Genomic DNA, 18,256 nt, shown 5'->3' with positions numbered 1-18,256 from the left:
CTGGTGACCCTGCCCATCGTGCTGCTGCCGGTCGGCGTCGACGACGCTGCGCTGGACGCATGCCTGGGCGCGCTGGAGGCGCACACTCCGGCCGGCACCCGCGTGTGGCTGGCCGACGACGCGCAGGCCGGGCCGCGCGGTCAGCGCGTGATCGAGGCCTGGCTTGCGCGTACCCGCCTGCAGGCCGACTACACCCGGCGCCCGCGCATGCTCGGCGAGGTCGCGCACCTGGACGAGATGCTGCGCGCCTGCGCCGCCGCCGACGTGGTGGTGCTGGCCGCCGATGCGCAACCGCTGCCCGGCTGGCTGCAGCAACTGAGCGCGTGCCTGGCGCGCGATGCGGCCATCGCCAGCGCCACGCCATGGAGCAATGCCGGCGAAGCCTGCGCCTGGCCGCGGCTGGGCGAGATCAATCCGCTGCCCGACGATGGCGAGCGCCTGGCGCGCGCCTGCGCAGCGCTGCCGCCGGAGCATCCGGAGCTGCCGTCGGCGGTGTGCCACGCGGTGGCCCTGCGTGGTGCGGCGCGGCAGCGCGCCGGCGGCCTGGACGCGAGCAGTTACGGTTCCTGGTACGCGGCGCTGATCGACCTGTCGCTGCGCATGGCCGGACTCGGCTGGCGCAACGTGCTGTGCGAGACCGCCTACGTGGCGCGCAGCGGCGAAGGCCGCGCCGCCGACGGCGACATGGATGCGCTGGCTACGCGTTGGCCGGCCTGGCACGCACGCCTGGCTGGCTTCCTGATGCACGATCCGCTGCGCGCGCGCCGCGAGGACCTGCAGCGCCTGTACGCCGACCTGCCGCCGCCGGACCCGCAGCGCGCGCTGTTCGACGCCTAGCGCGCGATACCTGTAGGAGCGGCTTCAGCCGCGACAAGTTGCCGGCAATCTGTCGCGGCTGAAGCCGCTCCTACAGGCGCATGTTCGCCGTGCTTCGGCCAAGGCGCAGGCCGGCCTCACTCGGGCGGCGCCTGCACTTCCACCGTCACTTCCTACGTGGCGCGCAGCGGCGAAGGCCGCGCCGCCGACGGCGACATGGACGCGCTGGCCACGCGTTGGCCGGCCTGGCACGCGCGCCTGGCCGGCTTCCTGATGCACGATCCGCTGCGCGCGCGCCGCGAAGACCTGCAACGCCTGTACGCCGAGCTGCCGCCGCCGGACCCGCAGCGCGCGCTGTTCGACGCCTAGTCTGCGACACCTGTAGGAGCGGCTTCAGCCGCGACAAGTTGCCGGCAATCTGTCGCGGCTGAAGCCGCTCCTACAGGCGCATGTTCGCCGTGCTTCGGCCAGGGCGCAGGCCGGCCTCACTCGGGCGGCGCCTGCACTTCCACCGTCACTTCCAGCACGTCGTGGCGCCAGGACTCGATGTCGAATTCCACCGCGCGGCCGTCGGCGGCGTAGCACACCCGCTGCAGCCGGAAGCACGGCGTGCCGGCGGTGGACTGCAGCAGCGCGGCCTGCTCGGCGACCAGCGTGGCCGGATACATCGACAGCCGGCTGCGCGCCTGGCGCAATCCGAGCCGTTGTCCCAGCACGGCGCTGAGCGAGCCGGCCAGGTCGTGATCGAGCAGGGTCGGTGCCCACGCGGCGAGAATCGCATTGGTCTCCAGCAGCACCGCGCGGCGGCCGATCCAGCGCCGGCGCTGCAGCACGAACACCTCGGCCTGCGCATCGTCCAGTTCCAGGTGCCGCGCCAGCGTCGCGCCGGCCGGCTGGCGGCGCGCGCCGAGCAGTTCGGTGCGCGGCGTGCCGCCTTGCGCGGCGACGTACTGCATGAAGCCGGCGATGCTGGTGGGATCGTGGCGCACGCGCGCGGCGCTGACGAACCAGCCGCGCCGGTTCTCGCGGTAGATGTAGCCTTCCGATTCCAGTTGCTGCAGCGCCTCGCGCAAGGTGATGCGGGTGCAGCCGAACAGCGCGGCCAGTTCGCGCTCCACCGGCAGGCGCTGGTCCGCGGCCCATTCGCCGCCGACGATGCGCGCGAGCAGTGCATCGACGATACGCTGGCCGAAGCCGGCGGCGGGATTCAACGGTGTGGGCATGCGGTCTCCGTGGCGGTGCTGCACTTTTCTTGCCCATGGTCGCAGGCAGCGAAACTCGTGGGAGCGACTGCAGTCTCGGCAGGCCTCGCTTGCAACGCCTGCCGCGGCGAATGGCACGAAGCCACCCGCAGTCGCTTGCACAACACTGCGCTCACTGCACATGCCCGGGATCGAGAATGCTCCAGCATAGCGATGCCGCGTGCGCTCGTGGCACCGCGGCGCGACCGGCACGCCGGGCTACCGCAGGCTGACGTGAATCGTCTGCGCCTCTTGCACGCCGGTCACGACGATCGGCTGCTCGCTGACGCCGGCCTGCGTCGAATGCGGCGCAGGCGGATGCGCAGGCTCATGACAACGGCTGCGCAGCGACAGCGCGCCGCAGGTCCGCCCGCCACAGCCACAGGCCGTATATCGCCAGCACCACGAAGCCGGCGTACAGCGCCGCGGTGGGATACAGCCCCTTGTAGACGAAGACGCCGACATAGAGGCAGTCGAGCACGATCCACAGGGTCCAGTTGGCGATGCGCTTGCGTGCCGCCCAGAAGCTGGCGACCAGGCTGAAGGCGGACAGTGCCGCGTCCAGCCACGGCAGGGCGGCATCGGTATGGCGATGCATCAGCCAGCCCAGCGACAGCGCGCCGGCGGCGCCGGCCAGCAGCGACAGCGCCGCTTCGCGCCGCGGCAGCGGGCCGACCTGGACCTTGCCGTGGTCCAGCCGGCCCTGGCTCCAGCGCCACCAGCCATAAGCCTGCAGGAACACGTAGACGCCCTGCAGCAGCATGTCCGAGTACAGCTTCCATTGGTAGAACAGCCACGCGTACAGCAGTACCGCGACGACGTTGACCGGCCAGCACCAGCGCACGCGGCGCGCGGTCAGCCACACGCCGAGCACATTGACTAATACCGCGAGAAGTTCGAGGGGAGACATGGTTGGAAGGCCGGGATTCGGGATTGGAGATTGGAGATTGGGATTGGGGATGTTCCGCGAGCGCGAAGCGATGCGCTCGTTTTTGTAGGAGCGGCTTCAGCCGCGACAGGCTTCCCAGGGAAGTCCTGTCGCGGCCAAGGCCACTCCTAAGACAGTGACGCTCCGTGTCCTGTGCTTGGCTTTTACGAATCCCCAATCCCGATTCCCCAATCCCTGCCCTTGTGGGAGGGGCTTCAGCCGCGACAGGCGTTCCAGGGAAGCCCGGTCGCGGCTAAAACCGCTGCTGCGACGGTGACGCTCCGCGTCCCGCTTCCGGCCTTTACGAATCCCCAATCCCGATTCCCCAATCCCGGCCCTCAAAAATCGAACTGCAGCGCCAGCCGCGCCGTCCGCGGCGCGCCCAGGAACAGATAGTCGTCGCCCATGTAGTCGCCGACGTCGCGCCAGTAGCGCTTGTCGGTCAGGTTGTCCACGCTCAGCCGCAGCGTGGTCGGCACCGTGCCCAGTCGCGTCGCGTAGCGTGCGCCCAGGTTGTAGACGGTGTAGCCGCCGACGGCGACGCGGCCGCTGCGGTCGGCGTACTTGGCGCCGCTGTACTGCGCGCCGCCCAGCAGCGCCAGGCCGCTCGCTCCGGGCACGTCCCAGCTGGCCTGCGCGCTGGCGCGCAGCCTGGGCACGTTCAAGGCCTGATGGTCTTCGTAGGCCGGCGTGCCGGTGTCCTCGGCGCGCGCGCGGATGCCGGCGACGCTGGCCTGCAGGTGCAGCCGCTCGCCGATCGCGCCGTCGGCCGACAGTTCGATGCCGCGGTTGTGCAGGCGGCCCTGCTGCAGGTACAGGAAGCTGCCGTCGGCCTGCGGCTGCGCGTACTGATAGGCCTGGCGGATGTCGAACACCGCCGCGCCCAGCGCCAGGCCGGCGCGCTCGTATTTCAGGCCGGCTTCGGTCTGGTAGGCGCTGGTCGGGGCGAGGATCGCATCGGCGTTGCTGGCGAACCACGACGCGGTGCCGCCCGGCGCCAGGCCCTTGGCGAAGCTGGCGTACAGCGACAGCGTGTCCTGCGGCTTGAACAGCAGCGCCGCCTGCGGCAGCAACTCCGAGCGGCGGGTGTGGCGCGTCAACGCGCCGTCGCGGTCCCAGGCGCGCTCGTCGTAGCGCACCTGGCGCGCGCCCAGCAGCAGCTGCCAGGCCTCGCCGATGCCGATGCGGTCGCTGGCCAGCAGCGATTGCTGGGTGCTGTCCAGGCGCCGGCGCTTGAGGCCGAGTTCGGCGTCGGCCTGGGCCAGCAGCGGCGGATCGGCTTTGATATTCCCGCTGCCGATCCATTCGTTGATCGAGCCATGCCGATCGATGGTGCGCTGCAGATAGTCCACGCTGACGTTGAGCTGGTGCTGCAGCGCGCCGGTGGTGAAGCTGCCGGACACGGTCGCCTGCACCTGGTCGTTGCGGCGCGTGTCGTCGGGGCTGCGATAGTCGTAGAGGTCGTAGTCGCCTTCGCGGCTGAAGTAGTTGGGGATCGCGTCGCTGGCGCAGCTGGCGGCGCCGTAGCAGCCCCAGGCGAAGCTGGAATAGTCGTCGATCACCGCGCGGCTGAGGGCGGCCGCCAGCTGCGCGCGCCAGGCGTCGTTGAAGCGGTATTGATAGCGCAGTTGCGCATTGAGCGAGTCGATGCCGACCGGCTTGGACCAGGGCTGGTAGGCCAGCAGCCGGTGCACCGATACGTCGCCGGGCACGCGCTCGCCGCCGAGCAATTGATAGCCGGGCACCGAGCGTTGTTGACGGTCCTGGTATTCCACGTCGAACTGCAGCGTCGATTGCGGATCGATGTTCCAGTCCGCGGCCAGCGACAGGAAATTGCGGTGGCCGTCGGCATGTTCGACATAGCTGCGGATGTCCTCGTGCGCGGCGTTGACGCGCAGGCCGAACTGGCGCTCGCGGCCGAACCAGTCGCCCAGGTCCGCCGCGGCGTAGCGGCCGCCGTCGTCGTCGGTGCCGAGTGTCAGCGTGCGCACCTGTTGCGGGCGCTTGGTCGTGTAGCCGATCACGCCGGCCGGCTCGGTGAGCCCTGACTGCAGCCCGGACAGGCCCTTGAGCACCTGTACCTGCTGCTTGTTCTCCAGCGCCACGTTCTGCTCGCCAGCGACGGTCAGGCCGTTGATGCGGTAGCTGTTGGCGGCGTTGAGCGAATAGCCGCGCACCACGAAGTTTTCGTAGTAGCCGATCGGCGCATAGCTGTCGCCGACCGAGGCGTCGGCGCGTAGCACTTCGCTGAGCACGCGCACCTGGCGGTCGTCCAGCTGCGTGCGGTCGATCACCGCGATCGAGGCGGGCGTGTCCAGCAGCGCGGCGTCGCCGTAGCCGCCCAGCGCGGAACGGTTGCGCGGCTGCTCGCCCTGCACGTTGACCGCGTCCAGCTCGACCGGCGTCTGCGTCTCGGTATCGGCGGCGCGTGCCGGTGCGGTGGTGGCGGCCAGCGCCAAGGCCAGGGCGAGCGGCGCGAGTGCGGGGAAGGCATGGGACATGAGAGAACCTCTAAGCGGAAGTCGGAATGGAAAAGACGGAGGCCGCTGCGCGCAGGCAACGGCGGAGGCGGGGGCGGACGCGATGCCGGCAGCGCGACCGGGCATGCACGCGCGATGGGCGCGCCGGCGCGTGCGGCAGCGAACGCAAGACGCTCATCGCGCCGTGTCCGCGTGGCGCTGCAACCGCCGCAGCAGGCGCTGGCCTTCCTCGCCGCCGAACCAGTCGGCATGGCCGAGCAGGTAGCGGCGATAGGCGATCTCGGCATTCGCGTCGGAGCCGGTGATGCCGGCGAAATAGTCGATCTCGGCGAGCGCGAAGTCGGCATGCACGATCGGCAACAGCGCGGCCAGCAGGCGCAACTGCGCCGCGTCCAGCGGCAGCAGCTGCGCGTAGCCGTGCAGCAGCGCGTCGAGTTGATCGAGGTCGGCGCGCGCGCGACCGCCGGCGTCCAGCTCCAGCCACGGCACCAGGTTGCGCTCGATCGCGGTGGCCAGATCGAACAGCGCGAAAGTACGGTCGGCCAGGCCGAAATCGAACACCGCGCTGACCGCGCTGGCCGCGCCATGGCCTTGCCACAGCAGGTTGGAGGCGTGCCAGTCGCCATGCGTCCACAGCGGCGGCGCCGGTGAGCGCAGCAGCGGCCAGGCGCGCGCGTGCCACGGCAGCAGGTGTCGGCGCAGGTCGCCGCGCCAGTCGCACCGCTGCAGCCAGGCCGCCAGCGCCGGTCGCGCGCGCAGGTCCTGCTGTAGCGCCTGCAGCGGATCGGCGCTGCCGAACAGGCGCAGGTTGGCGACCAACTGGGTGGTGCTGCGCGGCGCCGCCGTGTAGCCCGCCGCGGCCTGGTGCAGCAGCGCGAGTGCGTGTCCGGCGGCCTGCGCATGCGCGGTGTCGGCGAAGGGCAGCCACGAGGCCGTGTCGCGGTACAGGTCCTCGCCCGTGGCGGCGCGTTGCACTTCGTAGGTCCAGTCGCCGAGCGCGATCGCGCTGGCGCCATCGGGCGCGCGCAGCAGGACCGGCACCGGCATGCCGCGCGCGCGCAGGTGCTCGATGAAGCGGTGCTCCTCGCCCAGCGTGCGCGCATCGCGCAGGCTGCGGTGATGGCGCTTGACGAACAGCGTGCCCACGGCGCTGTCGACCTCGGCCGCGGCGGAGAACGGGCGCGGGCTGTGCCAGCGCAAGGCGCGGACCGCGTCGGGCAGGCCCATGTGCCGCAGCAGCGCGTCCACCTCGTCGCTGCGCAGCGGCGGCCAGTCCGCCGCGGCCAGGGCCAGGCTCATGCCGTGGATCTGGTGCGCGCTCATCGGGCCTGTCCCGGCGGCGTGGACGCACGCGTGGCGTCGCAATGGCGCGATGCTTCGCGCCTTTTGGAAGTTGGTCTAGACCAGGGATGCTGGGGTTTGCGGCGGCGGCCGACGGCGACATCGGTCGAAAAGCGGCGACGCTGCCGGGCCATCGGCATGCACGGCCGCCAGCGAACTGGGCGACCGATGCGTATCGATCCTGGCGGCAGCGCGCGGTAGTGGGCGCTAGCCGTCATCTACACCGCGCAAGGCATGGAACCGGAGATTCTACCGCGTCGGCGCGGGCCCACGCCGCAGAATCGCCGCGCGCGGAACGCCGGCGAGGTGCGACGCCTTCTGCGCGCGCGGCTTTGCCCGGATAATCGGCGCATGAGCGAACAGCAGATGGCCGTGGTGGTGGTGACCTACGAGAGCGGCAGCACCATCGACGCCTGCCTGCAGCGGCTGCGCGCGGCGGCGGACGTCGCCCAGATCCGCGTGGTCGACAACGCCTCGCGCGACGACACCCTGGCGATCGTGCAGCGCCACGCGCTGGAGGATCGGCGCGTGCGCTTCGTCGCCAACCCCGACAATCCCGGTTTCGCCAGCGCCTGCAACCAGGGCGCGGCGGCCAGCGATGCGCCGTGGCTGGCGTTCGTCAATCCGGACCTGATGGTGGAGGCCGACACGCTGGCGCTGCTGCGCGCGCAGGTCGCCGCGCTCGGCGACGCGCTGCTCGGGGTGGAGCAGGTCGACGAGCATGGCCGCGCCGACGCCGCAGTGCGCCGCCGCGATCCGGACTTCGCGGCGATGCTGCGGCATCCGCTGGCCGGTTCGCGGCTGGCTGTAACGGTGGATCCCGCGCAGCCGCTGCAGCGCGTGGACGCGATCTCCGGTGCGCTGATGCTGCTGCCGCGGGCGCTGTTCAACCGCATCGGCGGCTGGGACGCCGGCTACCGCCTGCATGCCGAGGACCTGGACCTGTGCCGCCGCGCGCGCCAGGCCGGGGCCACGGTGGCGGTGTGCAACCGACTGCGCGTGCTGCACGTGCGCGGCGTTTCCAGCCGCAAGCGGCCCTGGTTCGTGGAATGGCACAAGCATCGCGGGCTGTGGCGCTATTTCCGCAAGTTCGAGGCGCCGGCGCGCACCGCGCCGGTGCGTGCGGCGGTGTGGGCGGTGATCTGGCTGCACGCCTGGGTGACCTTCGCCAGGCTGTGCTGGCGCCGTCCTGGCTGAACGCAGCACCAGGCTGGTGCGTGCGCCGCCACAGGCTGTATGCGTGATGAGCAGTTCATTTATCGCGTGATTTGAATCACATAGGAAAGGTGCTACGTTCCTGTCGCGATTCCGCTACGGAATCGTTTCCTGCTCCCTGTTCCAGGGGCCCCCCTCCAGGAAACAATTGCGATGAACCAGTCGTACGGCGAGCGTCTGCGCTCGTGGTCGCGCCTATGCGCGGCTCCCTCTTCCGTGGCCGGCGCTGGCCGCGCCCGGCACCGACCTGCCCGGCGCGCACGCAGGCTGTCGACGCTGGCGCTGGGCCTGGCCGCACTCGTGGCCGGACCGTGTTTCGCCGGTGCCTGGGTGCAGGACGACGGCGCCGCGCTGGCGATCCTCAAGGCCAGCCATAGCGACGGCGGCGCGGTCTATAACAGCCACGGCCAGGACCAGAATTTCCCCGATGCCGGGCGCAGCCGCCAGGACCAGCTGAATCTCTACGCCGAGTACGGCCTGAGCGCGGACCTGACCCTGGTCGGCAACTTCTATTTCAGCAAGGTCGATTATCGCAACGACGGCAGTTACAAGGACCGGAACGCGACCGGCTGGGCCGACCAGGAAGTCGGGCTGCGCTACCGCCTGGATCCGGACGGTAACGACGGCCCGTGGCAGGGCGCGCTGCAGGTACTGGCGTTGATCCCCGGCTACGGCCGCCAGGACTGGCGCGACGTGGCCAAAAATCGCGACCATCCGGCGCTGGGGCAGGGCGACTACGGCGCCGAACTGCGCTACAGCGTCGGCCGCGGCTATCGGGCCGGCAACCTCGACGGTTACGTTGACCTCGGCGCGGCGGTACGCCTGCGCGGCGGCGACTCGGCCGACGAGGCGCGGGTGGACATCAGCAGCGGCCTGGCGCTGGCGCCGCGCTGGATGCTGATCGGCGAACTCAACGTGATCCAGGGTCTGGGCAACGGCAACGGCCCCAACCCGGTCTACGCGCCCGGCGACAGCACCCCGATCCGTAGCAACAACTACGACCTGACCAAGCTGCAGGCCTCGCTGCTGCACACGCTGCCCGGCGGCACCCAGTTGCAGCTCGGCTACCAGCAGCCGGTGGCCGGACGCAACACCGGCGGCGCCGGCGGTCCGTTCGTCGCCGCCTGGTGGCGGTTCTGACGGTGGCGGCGGTCAACCCTCCCGCGGCGACCGGCATGGCCGGCGACGCGATCGGTCCGCTCGGCAGCGTGCCCGAGCCGCGCGGCTGGCAGAGTCCGATCGGCACCGCGCTGGTCGAAGCCGGGGTCATCGACGCGGCGCAGTTGCAGGAGGCGCTGGCGCTGCAGGCGCGTTGGCGTTCGCGCCTGGGCGACGTGGTGCTGGCCCAGCGCGGGGTCACCGCGCTGCGCTTCTACACGGTGCTGTCGGCGCATTTCGGGCTGAACTTCGTCAACCTGCTGCAGCAGCCGATCGACCCGGCGCTGTTCGAGCCGGCGCGGCTGGCCGACTACGCGCAGCGCCTGGTGCTGCCGTGGCGGATGGAAGAGGGCCGGCTGGTGCTGGCGGTGGCCGATCCCGGCCCGGAGACCTTCGCCTGGGCGCGCAACCAGTACGGCGCGGACGTGCGCTTCGTCGGCACCTCCAAGTTCGATGTCGTCTGGGGCCTGCAGCAGCAGGCCGATGCGCAGCTCACCCACGACGCGCTGAACCTGCTCGCCGAACACGCGCCGGAGCATTCGGCCAAGCAGGTGGTCACGCGCAAGCAGGTGGTGTCGCTGTGCACGGTGGCGGCGCTGTCGCTGCTGGCGCTGGCGATCTGGCCGGTACCGAGCCTGATCGCGCTCAACAGCGTGGTCGGCATCGCCTTCGTGGCCACGTTCGCGCTGAAGTTCGCGCTGGCCTGGCTGGGCGCGCGGCGCCGCATCGAGATCAAGGTCACCGACGCGGAAGTGGCCGCGCTCAGCGACGAGGATCTGCCGGTGTATACGGTGCTGGTGCCGATGTACAAGGAGCCGGACGTGTTGCCGATCCTGGCCAACGCGCTGCGCCGGCTCGACTACCCGACCTCCAAGCTGGACGTGAAGCTGGTGCTGGAGGCCGACGACACCGAGACCATCGAGGCGGCCAAGGCGCTGGGCCTGGAGGCGTTCTTCGAGATCATCCGGGTGCCGCCGTCGCAGCCCAAGACCAAGCCGAAGGCGTGCAACTACGCGCTGCAGTTCGCGCGCGGGCAGATGCTCACCATCTACGACGCCGAGGACAAGCCGGAGCCGGACCAGCTCAAGCGCGCGGTCGCCGCGTTCCGCAAGTCGCCGGCCGACGTGGCCTGCATCCAGGCGCGGCTGAACTACTACAACGCCGACGAGAACTGGCTCACGCGCATGTTCACGCTGGAATACACGCTGTGGTTCGATTTCTACCTGCCGGCGCTGGAAACCCTGCGCATCCCGATCCCGCTGGGCGGCACCTCCAACCATTTCCGCCTGGACATCCTGCGCAAGGTGCGCGCCTGGGATCCGTACAACGTCACCGAGGACGCCGACCTGGGCGTGCGCCTGACCCAGCAGGGCTACCGGGTCAGCGTGGTCAACTCGACCACGTTCGAGGAAGCCAACGTCAGCATTCCCAACTGGATCCGGCAGCGCTCGCGCTGGCTCAAGGGCTACATGCAGACCTGGCTGGTGCACATGCGCGATCCGGTGCAGCTGTACCGCTCGGTCGGTTTCCGCGGCTTCTGGGGCTTCCAGTTCTTCGTCGGCGGCACCTTCTTCACCGCGCTGATCGCCCCGCCGATGTGGCTGATCTACGGCATCTGGGCGCTGACCGACACGCATGCGTTCAATCCGTTCTTCCCGCCCGCGCTGCTGTACCTGAGCCTGCTCAACCTGCTGCTGGGCAACGGCTTCCTGATCTACATGACCTTGCTGGCGGCGTTCAAGCGCGACTACTTCCGGCTGGCGCCGTATGCGCTGACCGTGCCGCTGTACTGGCTGCTGCAGTCGGTCGCCGCCTACAAGGGCCTGTGGCAGCTCATCCACAATCCGTTCTACTGGGAAAAGACCACCCATGGCATCAGCAAGCACATGGCCGAAGAGCGCCGCGCCGCACTCGACGACTGACACGCCGCGGCGCCCGCGCGGCGTCGCGGTGTTCGTGGTCACCGCCGCGCTGCTGGCGCTGCTGTGCCAGCGCTTGCTCGCGCACGGCTACATGAGCGACGACGCGATGGCGCAGTACGCCAAGCTGCTGCTGTTGCGCGACGCGGCCGGTTTCCGCACCGAATACCTGGGCTTCCTGTACGCGCAGGCGTCGCTGTACCTGGGCCTGCTGATCGGCGGCGTGCCGGGGCTGTCCACGCCGTTGCTGCCGTACCTGGTGGACGTGCTGGCCGGCGCGGCGATGGTGACCCTGCTGTGGCGCGACCTCGCCGCGGGCCTGGGCCGCGCCTGGGCCTGGGGCCTGTGCGCGGCGCTGGTGCTGCAGCCGTTCTTCCTGTGGCCGACGCTGTCGGGCAACAACCAGGGCCTGGGCCTGCTGGTGTTCTACCTGACCTGCCGCGCGCTGCGCCATTTCCGCGACGATCCGGAAGCCTTCGCCTACCTGCGCCTGGCGCTGGGCCTGTGCCTGCTGTTCTTCGTCGACGAGCGCGCCTGCTTCTTGGCCGTGGCGATGGCGCCGTGGCTGGGCCTGATCGCGCCGCAGGGCATGCTGCGGCGTGCGCCGCTGTCGTTCTACCTGGTGTGCTATCTGCCGTTCCTGTTCGCGGTCGCGACCTGGATGTATCTGAACTATCTGTTCTTCGGCGATGCCTTGCTGTTCGTGCGCGACCAGCATTCGGCGTTCCGCGGCAGCTACGCGCAGGCCGCGCTGCAGCCGTGGCTGCAGCAGGCCATGGCGCGGCCGTGGTGGCCGCCGCTGTACCTGGCGCTGGCCGGCCTGGTCACCACGCCGCTGCTGTTGCTGGTGCGGCGCACGCGCCTGAGCAACACCTGGCGCTGGGTGCTGGTGGCGACGGTCACCGTGATCGGCGCCGGCACGCTGGCGGCATGGGCGCGCTTCAGCGCGCAGCCGCTGGATTTCCTGGCGCTGATGGTGGTACCGGCGGCGCTGCTGCTGGGCGACCTGCGCCGCGACCTGCGCTGGCCGGCGTTGGCGCTGCTGCTGTTGGGTGGCGTCGCCAGCGGCTGGGTCATCGCGCAGACCGCCGCCTCGACCACCCGCGACTGGGCGACGGCCTTGCGCGCGCCGGTGGCGCCGCGGCATCCGGACGAAGCGCGGCTGGGCGCCTGGCTGGCCGAGGCGCGGCTGCCGACCCTGCTCGACGATCGCGCCGGCTACGCGGTGATCGTGGCGCGCGGCGATGCGCAGGGCCTGATCCTGCCGTTCGACCCGCGCTTCAAGCGCGCGCTGGACGACCCGCGGCAGATGCCGGCGCAGGTGGTGGTGGCCGACCCGGCGAGCCAGGCCGGGGTCCTGGACAGCGTCAACCGGCGCCTGCCGCAGCTGTGGCGACAGGGCCTGCCGGGCTACAGTCTGGTCTACCGACAAGGGTCCTACCGGGTATGGCGTCGATCGCCTTGAGGTGGCTGCTGGGCATGTTGTTCGCGATGAGCGTGTGCGGCTGTGGCGCGGCCACGCCCGCGGCCGCGCCGTGGATGGGCGCCAACGTCAAGGTGTCGGCGCAGGCGCCGTGGGGCAGCGACGCGGCGCAGCGCTCGCTGCAGCAGTTGGCCGATGCCGGCGCGCAGCGCGCGCTGCTGGTCGCCTTCGTCTGGCAGGCCACGCCGCAGTCCGACGATCCGGTGCTGGGCAGCGACAGCAGCGTGGAGCAGGTGCGCGCCGGGCTGCGGCAGATGCGCGCGGCCGGCCTGCAGCCGGTGCTGAAGGTGCATCTGTGGATCCCCGGCCATTGGGCCGGCGACGCCGCGCCGGCCGATCGCGCGGCCTGGTTCGGCGCCTACCAGCGCGCGCTGCTGCAGCTGGCGCAGGTCGCCGCCGACGAGCGGGCCGCGGCCTTGATCGTCGGCACCGAATTGCGCGGCCTGCAGGACGCGCCGCAGTGGCCGGCGCTGGTGGCGGCAGTGCGCCAGGTCTATCGCGGTCCGCTCGGCTATGTGGCCGACGGCCTGGAGCAGGCCGAGCGGTTCGGCTACTGGGAACGCTTCGATTTCGTCGGCACCAGCCTGTATCCGGCGCTGTCGGCGGTGCCGGCGCAGCGCTTGACGCAGATGCGCGCCGCGGCGGCGCGGGTGCAGGCCTTGGGTACGCGCAGCGGACGCCCGGTGTGGGTGGCGGAACTGGGCCTGCGCTCGGCGCGCGGCAGCCTGGCCGCGCCCTGGGAGAGTCCCGAGCAACGCCGCGCCGCGGTGGATACCGCGCTGCAGGCGCAGGTGCTGCAGGACTGGCGCCGCGTACTGGGCGAGCAGCGCATCGCCGGCATCGCGCTGTGGTGCTGGTACACCGATCCGGATGCCGGCGGCGCGCACGACAGCGATTTCACCGTGCAGCACAAGCCGGCGCAGGCGGTGCTGGCGCGCAGCGCCGCGCACTGACGCTTCTGTAGGAGCGGCTTCAGCCGCGACAGACATCATCCGGTAAGACCCGGTCGCGGCTGAAGCCGCTCCTACAGGGGTGGAGGCGGGAGCCGGCGACACGCTGGGCGCATAATCGCGCGATGATCATCGATTCGCTGCTCGACACCGACCTCTACAAGTTCACGATGATGCAGGCGGTGCTGCATCAGCATCCCGGCGCGCAGGTGGAATACCGCTTCAAGTGCCGCACGCCGGGCATCGATCTGGCGCAGTTCCTGGGGCAGATCTCCGACGAGATCGACGCGCTGTGCACGCTGCGCTTTCGCGCCGAGGAGCTGGACTACCTGCGCGGCCTGCGCTTCATCAAGCCGGACTTCGCCGATTTCCTCGGGCTGTTCCATCTGGACCGCAAGTACCTGCAGTTGCAGGCCTCGGCCACGGTGCCGGGCGAGATCGAACTGCGCATCCGCGGGCCGTGGCTGCACACCATCCTGTTCGAGGTGCCGCTGCTGGCGATCGTCAACGAGGTCTGGTTCCGCAACACCAGCGGCGACCATCACGCCGAGGGCCTGCGCCGGCTGCAGGCTAAGATCGCGCTGTTGCGCGACAGCAGCGGCTACGGCGGCTGCGCGATTGCCGACTACGGCACCCGCCGCCGCTATTCGCGAGCCTGGCACGGCGAGCTGTTGCCGGTGCTGCAGGAGACCCTGGGCGCGCAGTTCGTCGGCACCAGCAACGTGTATTTCGCGCATCGCTACGGGCTGACCCCGCTGGGCACGATGGCCCACGAATACCTGCAGGCGTTCCAGGCGCTGGGTCCGCGGCTGCGCGATTCGCAGGCCGCGGCGCTGGAGTCGTGGGCGCGCGAATACCGCGGCGACCTCGGCATCGCCCTGTCCGACGTGGTCGGGCTGGACGCCTTCCTGCGCGATTTCGACCCGTACTTCTGCAAGCTGTTCGACGGCATGCGCCACGATTCCGGCGACCCGTTCGAATGGGGCGAGCGCGTGCTGGCGCACCTGCAGCGGCAGCGGGTGGACCCGCGCGGCAAGGTCCTGGTGTTCAGCGACGGCCTGGACATCGACAAGGTGATGCGGCTGTACGCGCATTTCCAGGGCCGCTGCATGCTCGCCTTCGGCGTCGGCACCAATCTCACCAACGACCTGGGGCCGACCCCGCTGCAGATCGTGATCAAGATGGTCCGCTGCAACGGCCAGCCGGTGGCCAAGCTCAGCGACTCGCCAGGCAAGAACCTGTGCGACGACCCGGCGTACCTGGCCTATCTGCGCCAGGTCTTTGACGTGGCCGCCGATCCCGCATAGTGGGACGTGTGCCTGCCTCGCTGCGGCCGGTTGCGACGAAAATGGCAGCGAGGATTCGGTTGTAGGGACTTTGCTGTGGCGCAGCAGTGGGCTACCATTGGCGCTGAAAGTGAGAACTGTGTCGCATTAGTGGCAGCGGCTGCCATCTTGGCATCGTGCTTGCTGGATACCCTTGCCAGGCGCTCGTCGCGTCATTTTTCCATCAGAGGCAGCACCGAATGAGCTCTCCCGAGCTGCAGACGCATTTCCGCACCCAGGCCTGTTCGCGGCAGTGGCGCGGCTTTCTGCGCGCCTTGGCCCAGGAGTTCGCGGCGGAGCTGTCGACGGAGGACCTGGGGTTGCTGATGGCGCGGATCGGGCGTCGCTTCGCCGGCGAGCATCCGATCGGGGCCTGCGCCACGCTGGACGAGGCGCAGGCCGCGGTCAACCGGGTCTGGGACCTCATGGAGTGGGGCTATGCGCGCTTCGAGGAGCAGGCCGACCGGGTCGACCTGGCCCACGTCGGCTCGCCGTTGCAGATCGCCCTGGCCGGGGAGACGGCCGGAGCGGATGGATTCCTGGAAGGGGTGTACCACGCCTGGTTCGAGCAGGCCGGCATGTTGGCGGGTCTGGGGATCCGCGCAGTGCCGGCCGTCGAAGAGGATGTCCGTCGTTTCGTGCTGTGCCGGGTCGCCTGAGCGGGCCATCCGATTTCACCGGCTACAAAAAATCATCTTAGGGGGTGATCGATGTCCAAGAAAACCGACCATGCGGGCGCCGATGCGGCCGACGACATTTCCAGCCTGTTCGCCAAGCTCGGCAGCCAGGGCGCCAGTGCGTACCAGGATTTTTCCGGGGCGCGGCTGAGCGCGCCGGAGCCTGCCGCCGCCGAACCGCCGGCTGCCGCGGCGCTGCCGCCTGCCGCCGCTCCTGCACCGGCGCCGACGCTGTCGGTGGTGCGGGCGCCGGCCGAGCCCAGGCTGGCGGCAGCGCCGCCTGCCGTCCGGCCGCTCGCGGCCGAACCGGCGCGCGCGCCGCTGGCCAAGCCCGCGCTGCCGGAGCCGGCGCCGGCCAGCGCGGCCACGCCGCTGACCCGGTTGTTCCAGCGACTGCTCGACAGCGACAGCGCGCGCGCAGCGGCGCCCGATAGCCCGCTCAAGCGTTTCCAGAACCGCTGACCCGCGCGCGGCCGCTGGCGCCGCGCATCGTCGTCCTGTCGCCGCGCGGAGGGGAAAACGCGCGCCGGCTTCGCCCCCTTTTCGTTAGGAATCGCTGATGAGCGCTGCGTCCGCATCGCGTACCGGTCAACCCATGCACACACTGGCCACCTGGTCGCTGTGGGCGCTGGGCGCCTTGTTGTTGGTGTTCGTGGTCGCCATTCCGATGGACGTGCCGCAGCAGATGCTGTTCTCGCTGGTGGTGTTCGCCGCGGCGATGCTGTTGCGCCGCAGCGGTAGCCGGCTCGCCGTGCTGGTGATGATGTCGCTGTCGCTGGCGATGTCCTCGCGCTACATCTGGTGGCGCATCACCCAGACCATGGGGGTGAGCAGCGTGGTCGATCTGAGCCTCGGCCTGGGCCTGCTGCTGGCCGAGGTGTATGCCTTCACGATCCTGGTGCTGGGCTATTTCCAGGTGCTGTGGCCGCTCAACCGGCGCCCGGTGCCGTTGCCCGCCGACCAGAGCCAATGGCCGACGGTGGACCTGTTCATTCCCACCTACAACGAGCCGCTGTCGGTGGTGCGCTCCACCATCCTGGCCGCCAGCGTGATGGACTGGCCGGCGGACAAGCTCAACATCTACCTGCTCGACGACGGCCGCCGCGAGGAGTTCCGCGAGTTCTGCGTGCAGGCCGGCATCCACTACGTCACCCGCACCAACAACTTCCACGCCAAGGCCGGCAACATCAACGCCGCGCTGAAGAAGTCCAGCGGCGAGTACGTGGCGATCTTCGACTGCGACCACATCCCGACCCGCTCGTTCCTGCAGGTGGCGATGGGCTGGTTCCTGCGCGACCGCATGCTGGCGGTGGTGCAGATGCCGCATTACTTCTTCTCCGCCGATCCGTTCGAGCGCAATCTCGGCAACCACGGCAAGGTGCCCAACGAGGGCGAGCTGTTCTACGGCCTGCTGCAGGACGGCAACGACCAGTGGGACGCGACCTTCTTCTGCGGTTCGTGCGCGGTGATCAAGCGCAAGCCGCTGGAGGAAATCGGCGGGGTGGCGGTGGAAACCGTCACCGAGGACGCGCACACCGCGCTGAAGCTGCATCGGCGCGGCTACCGCAGCGCCTACATCACCGTGCCGCAGGCCGCCGGCCTGGCCACCGAGAGCCTGTCCGGCCACGTCGCCCAGCGCATCCGCTGGGCGCGCGGCATGGCGCAGATCGCGCGGCTGGACAACCCGCTGCTCGGCAAGGGCCTGCGCCTGTCGCAGCGGCTGTGCTACGCCAACGCGATGCTGCACTTCTTCTACGGGCTGCCGCGCATCATCTACCTGACCGCGCCGCTGGCCTTCCTGTTCTTCGGCGCGCACGTGATCCACGCCTCGGCGCTGATGATCCTGGCCTACGCCTTGCCGCACATCATGCAGGCCAACCTGACCAACCTGCGCACCCAGGGCAAGTTCCGCCATCTGCTGTGGAACGAGGTCTACGAGACCACGCTGGCCTGGTACATCCTGCGCCCGACCCTGGTGGCGCTGTTCAATCCCAAGCTCGGCAAGTTCAACGTCACCCCCAAGGGCGGCCTGGTCACGCGCAGCTATTTCGACCGGCAGATCGCCAAGCCCTACCTGTTCCTGCTGGTGCTGAACCTGGCCGGCCTGGCCGCCGGGGCGCTGCGCCTGGTCTACACCGACGCCACCGGCGAAGCGCAGACGATCTGGTTCAACCTGGTGTGGACCGTCTACAACGTGCTGCTGCTCGGCGCCACCATCGCCACCGCCAGCGAGATGCGCCAGGTGCGCCGCTCGCATCGCGTGCCGCTGGACATCCCGGCCACGCTATACCTGCCCGACGGCAAGGAACTGGCCTGCCGCACCGTCAACTTCTCCACCGGCGGCATGGCATTGAACCTGGTCGAGGCGTCGCCGGTGGAGCCGGACATGCTGGTCGACGTGGGCCTGTCGCATCGCAACGTCGAACGGCGCCTGCCGGCGATCGTGCGCCACGATCGCGACGGGCACATCAGCGTGCAGTTCCGTGCGATGTCGATCGAGCAGGAGCGCTGGCTGGTCGCCTGTACCTTCGCCCGCGCCGACATCTGGGTGTCGCAGTGGGGCCGCCACGACCGCGACAATTTCTGGAAATCGATGGGCCAGGTGTTCGCGGCAAGCATGCGCGGCTTCCAGCGCCTGGGCCAGCATGTCGGCGACAGCGTACGCGGCGGTTTCCGTTCGCGTCCGGCCGGCGAGGAATCCGCGCCGTGAGCCGCGTTTCCCC

Annotated in this window: 14 protein-coding genes and 1 pseudogene; 11 read left to right on the top strand and 4 right to left on the bottom strand. The window is 70.2% G+C overall.

The features are described 5' to 3' along the window. The first annotated feature begins 3 nt into the window (after nt 1-3). On the top strand, nt 4-837 hold the full coding sequence (locus HEP74_RS17630) for a glycosyltransferase (RefSeq protein ID WP_185813962.1): 834 nt from the start codon (nt 4-6) through the stop codon (nt 835-837). Between the two features lie 156 nt (nt 838-993). Then, nucleotides 994-1,185: pseudogene (locus HEP74_RS17625) on the top strand (glycosyltransferase); the annotation flags it as partial. Nucleotides 1,186-1,301: 116 nt separating this feature from the next. Here HEP74_RS17625 and HEP74_RS17620 read toward each other — a convergent pair. From HEP74_RS17620 to HEP74_RS17605, 4 genes are all read right to left on the bottom strand, one after another. Continuing rightward, the gene (locus HEP74_RS17620) at nt 1,302-2,039 is read right to left on the bottom strand and encodes a UTRA domain-containing protein (protein WP_185813961.1); all 738 of its coding nucleotides are present in this window, start codon (nt 2,037-2,039) and stop codon (nt 1,302-1,304) included. Between the two features lie 346 nt (nt 2,040-2,385). Beyond that, on the bottom strand, nt 2,386-2,967 hold the full coding sequence (gene pnuC / locus HEP74_RS17615) for a nicotinamide riboside transporter PnuC (protein ID WP_185813960.1): 582 nt from the start codon (nt 2,965-2,967) through the stop codon (nt 2,386-2,388). A gap of 356 nt (nt 2,968-3,323) precedes the next feature. Then, entirely contained in the window at nt 3,324-5,486 is a 2,163-nt protein-coding gene (locus HEP74_RS17610; protein WP_185813959.1) for a TonB-dependent siderophore receptor, read from the bottom strand. A 153-nt stretch (nt 5,487-5,639) separates the two neighbouring features. Continuing rightward, nucleotides 5,640-6,788, bottom strand: a complete 1,149-nt coding sequence (locus HEP74_RS17605) for a phosphotransferase enzyme family protein (RefSeq protein WP_185813958.1) — start codon at nt 6,786-6,788, stop codon at nt 5,640-5,642. 369 nt (nt 6,789-7,157) lie between these two features. On the opposite strand from HEP74_RS17605, the gene HEP74_RS17600 reads away from it, so the two are divergent. The 9 genes from HEP74_RS17600 to bcsA all read left to right on the top strand — a co-directional run bounded on the left by HEP74_RS17600 (nt 7,158) and on the right by bcsA (nt 18,243). Then, complete coding sequence (locus tag HEP74_RS17600) at nt 7,158-8,003, top strand: glycosyltransferase family 2 protein (protein ID WP_185813957.1); 846 nt, start codon at nt 7,158-7,160, stop codon at nt 8,001-8,003. Between the two features lie 171 nt (nt 8,004-8,174). Beyond that, nucleotides 8,175-9,161, top strand: a complete 987-nt coding sequence (locus HEP74_RS17595; protein ID WP_185813956.1) for a hypothetical protein — start codon at nt 8,175-8,177, stop codon at nt 9,159-9,161. Nucleotides 9,162-9,196: 35 nt separating this feature from the next. Beyond that, nucleotides 9,197-11,101 (top strand): glycosyltransferase family 2 protein, encoded by a 1,905-nt coding sequence (locus HEP74_RS17590; protein WP_185816683.1) that lies wholly within the window; start codon nt 9,197-9,199, stop codon nt 11,099-11,101. Then, on the top strand, nt 11,049-12,563 hold the full coding sequence (locus HEP74_RS17585; protein WP_185813955.1) for a hypothetical protein: 1,515 nt from the start codon (nt 11,049-11,051) through the stop codon (nt 12,561-12,563). Before HEP74_RS17590 ends, HEP74_RS17585 begins: the two co-directional genes overlap by 53 nt. Further along, nucleotides 12,545-13,534, top strand: coding sequence for a glycoside hydrolase family 113 protein (locus HEP74_RS17580; protein ID WP_524540748.1), 990 nt, complete (start codon nt 12,545-12,547; stop codon nt 13,532-13,534). The genes HEP74_RS17585 and HEP74_RS17580 overlap by 19 nt, the downstream gene beginning before the upstream one ends. 122 nt (nt 13,535-13,656) lie before the next feature. Continuing rightward, a complete protein-coding gene (gene pncB / locus HEP74_RS17575) occupies nt 13,657-14,838 on the top strand; it encodes a nicotinate phosphoribosyltransferase (RefSeq protein WP_185813954.1) in 1,182 nt (393 codons plus the stop codon). 218 nt (nt 14,839-15,056) lie between these two features. After that, nucleotides 15,057-15,515: a cellulose biosynthesis protein BcsD gene (gene bcsD / locus HEP74_RS17570; protein WP_185813953.1), complete on the top strand. Its 459-nt coding sequence runs from the start codon at nt 15,057-15,059 to the stop codon at nt 15,513-15,515. Nucleotides 15,516-15,566: 51 nt separating this feature from the next. Then, a complete protein-coding gene (locus tag HEP74_RS17565; protein WP_185813952.1) occupies nt 15,567-15,995 on the top strand; it encodes a hypothetical protein in 429 nt (142 codons plus the stop codon). Between the two features lie 97 nt (nt 15,996-16,092). Next, the gene (gene bcsA, locus HEP74_RS17560) at nt 16,093-18,243 is read left to right on the top strand and encodes a UDP-forming cellulose synthase catalytic subunit (protein ID WP_185813951.1); all 2,151 of its coding nucleotides are present in this window, start codon (nt 16,093-16,095) and stop codon (nt 18,241-18,243) included. Nucleotides 18,244-18,256 lie beyond the last annotated feature (13 nt).

The organism is Xanthomonas sp. SS, from assembly GCF_014236835.1.
GTDB lineage: Bacteria > Pseudomonadota > Gammaproteobacteria > Xanthomonadales > Xanthomonadaceae > Xanthomonas_A.
Note: the sequence above shows the minus strand (reverse complement) of the source record. Positions and strands in the feature narration are given on the sequence as shown.

Bases quoted from the DNA above. Each gene is read 5' to 3' on its own strand.
- HEP74_RS17585 (WP_185813955.1), top strand. From the start codon at position 11,049: ATGGCATCAGCAAGCACATGGCCGAAGAGCGCCGCGCCGCACTCGACG.
- pncB (WP_185813954.1), top strand. From the start codon at position 13,657: ATGATCATCGATTCGCTGCTCGACACCGACCTCTACAAGTTCACGATG.
- bcsA (WP_185813951.1), top strand. From the start codon at position 16,093: ATGAGCGCTGCGTCCGCATCGCGTACCGGTCAACCCATGCACACACTG.
- HEP74_RS17590 (WP_185816683.1), top strand. From the start codon at position 9,197: ATGGCCGGCGACGCGATCGGTCCGCTCGGCAGCGTGCCCGAGCCGCGC.
- bcsD (WP_185813953.1), top strand. From the start codon at position 15,057: ATGAGCTCTCCCGAGCTGCAGACGCATTTCCGCACCCAGGCCTGTTCG.
- HEP74_RS17580 (WP_524540748.1), top strand. From the start codon at position 12,545: ATGGCGTCGATCGCCTTGAGGTGGCTGCTGGGCATGTTGTTCGCGATG.
- HEP74_RS17605 (WP_185813958.1), bottom strand. From the start codon at position 6,788: ATGAGCGCGCACCAGATCCACGGCATGAGCCTGGCCCTGGCCGCGGCG.
- HEP74_RS17565 (WP_185813952.1), top strand. From the start codon at position 15,567: ATGTCCAAGAAAACCGACCATGCGGGCGCCGATGCGGCCGACGACATT.
- HEP74_RS17595 (WP_185813956.1), top strand. From the start codon at position 8,175: ATGAACCAGTCGTACGGCGAGCGTCTGCGCTCGTGGTCGCGCCTATGC.
- HEP74_RS17610 (WP_185813959.1), bottom strand. From the start codon at position 5,486: ATGTCCCATGCCTTCCCCGCACTCGCGCCGCTCGCCCTGGCCTTGGCG.
- HEP74_RS17620 (WP_185813961.1), bottom strand. From the start codon at position 2,039: ATGCCCACACCGTTGAATCCCGCCGCCGGCTTCGGCCAGCGTATCGTC.
- HEP74_RS17600 (WP_185813957.1), top strand. From the start codon at position 7,158: ATGAGCGAACAGCAGATGGCCGTGGTGGTGGTGACCTACGAGAGCGGC.
- pnuC (WP_185813960.1), bottom strand. From the start codon at position 2,967: ATGTCTCCCCTCGAACTTCTCGCGGTATTAGTCAATGTGCTCGGCGTG.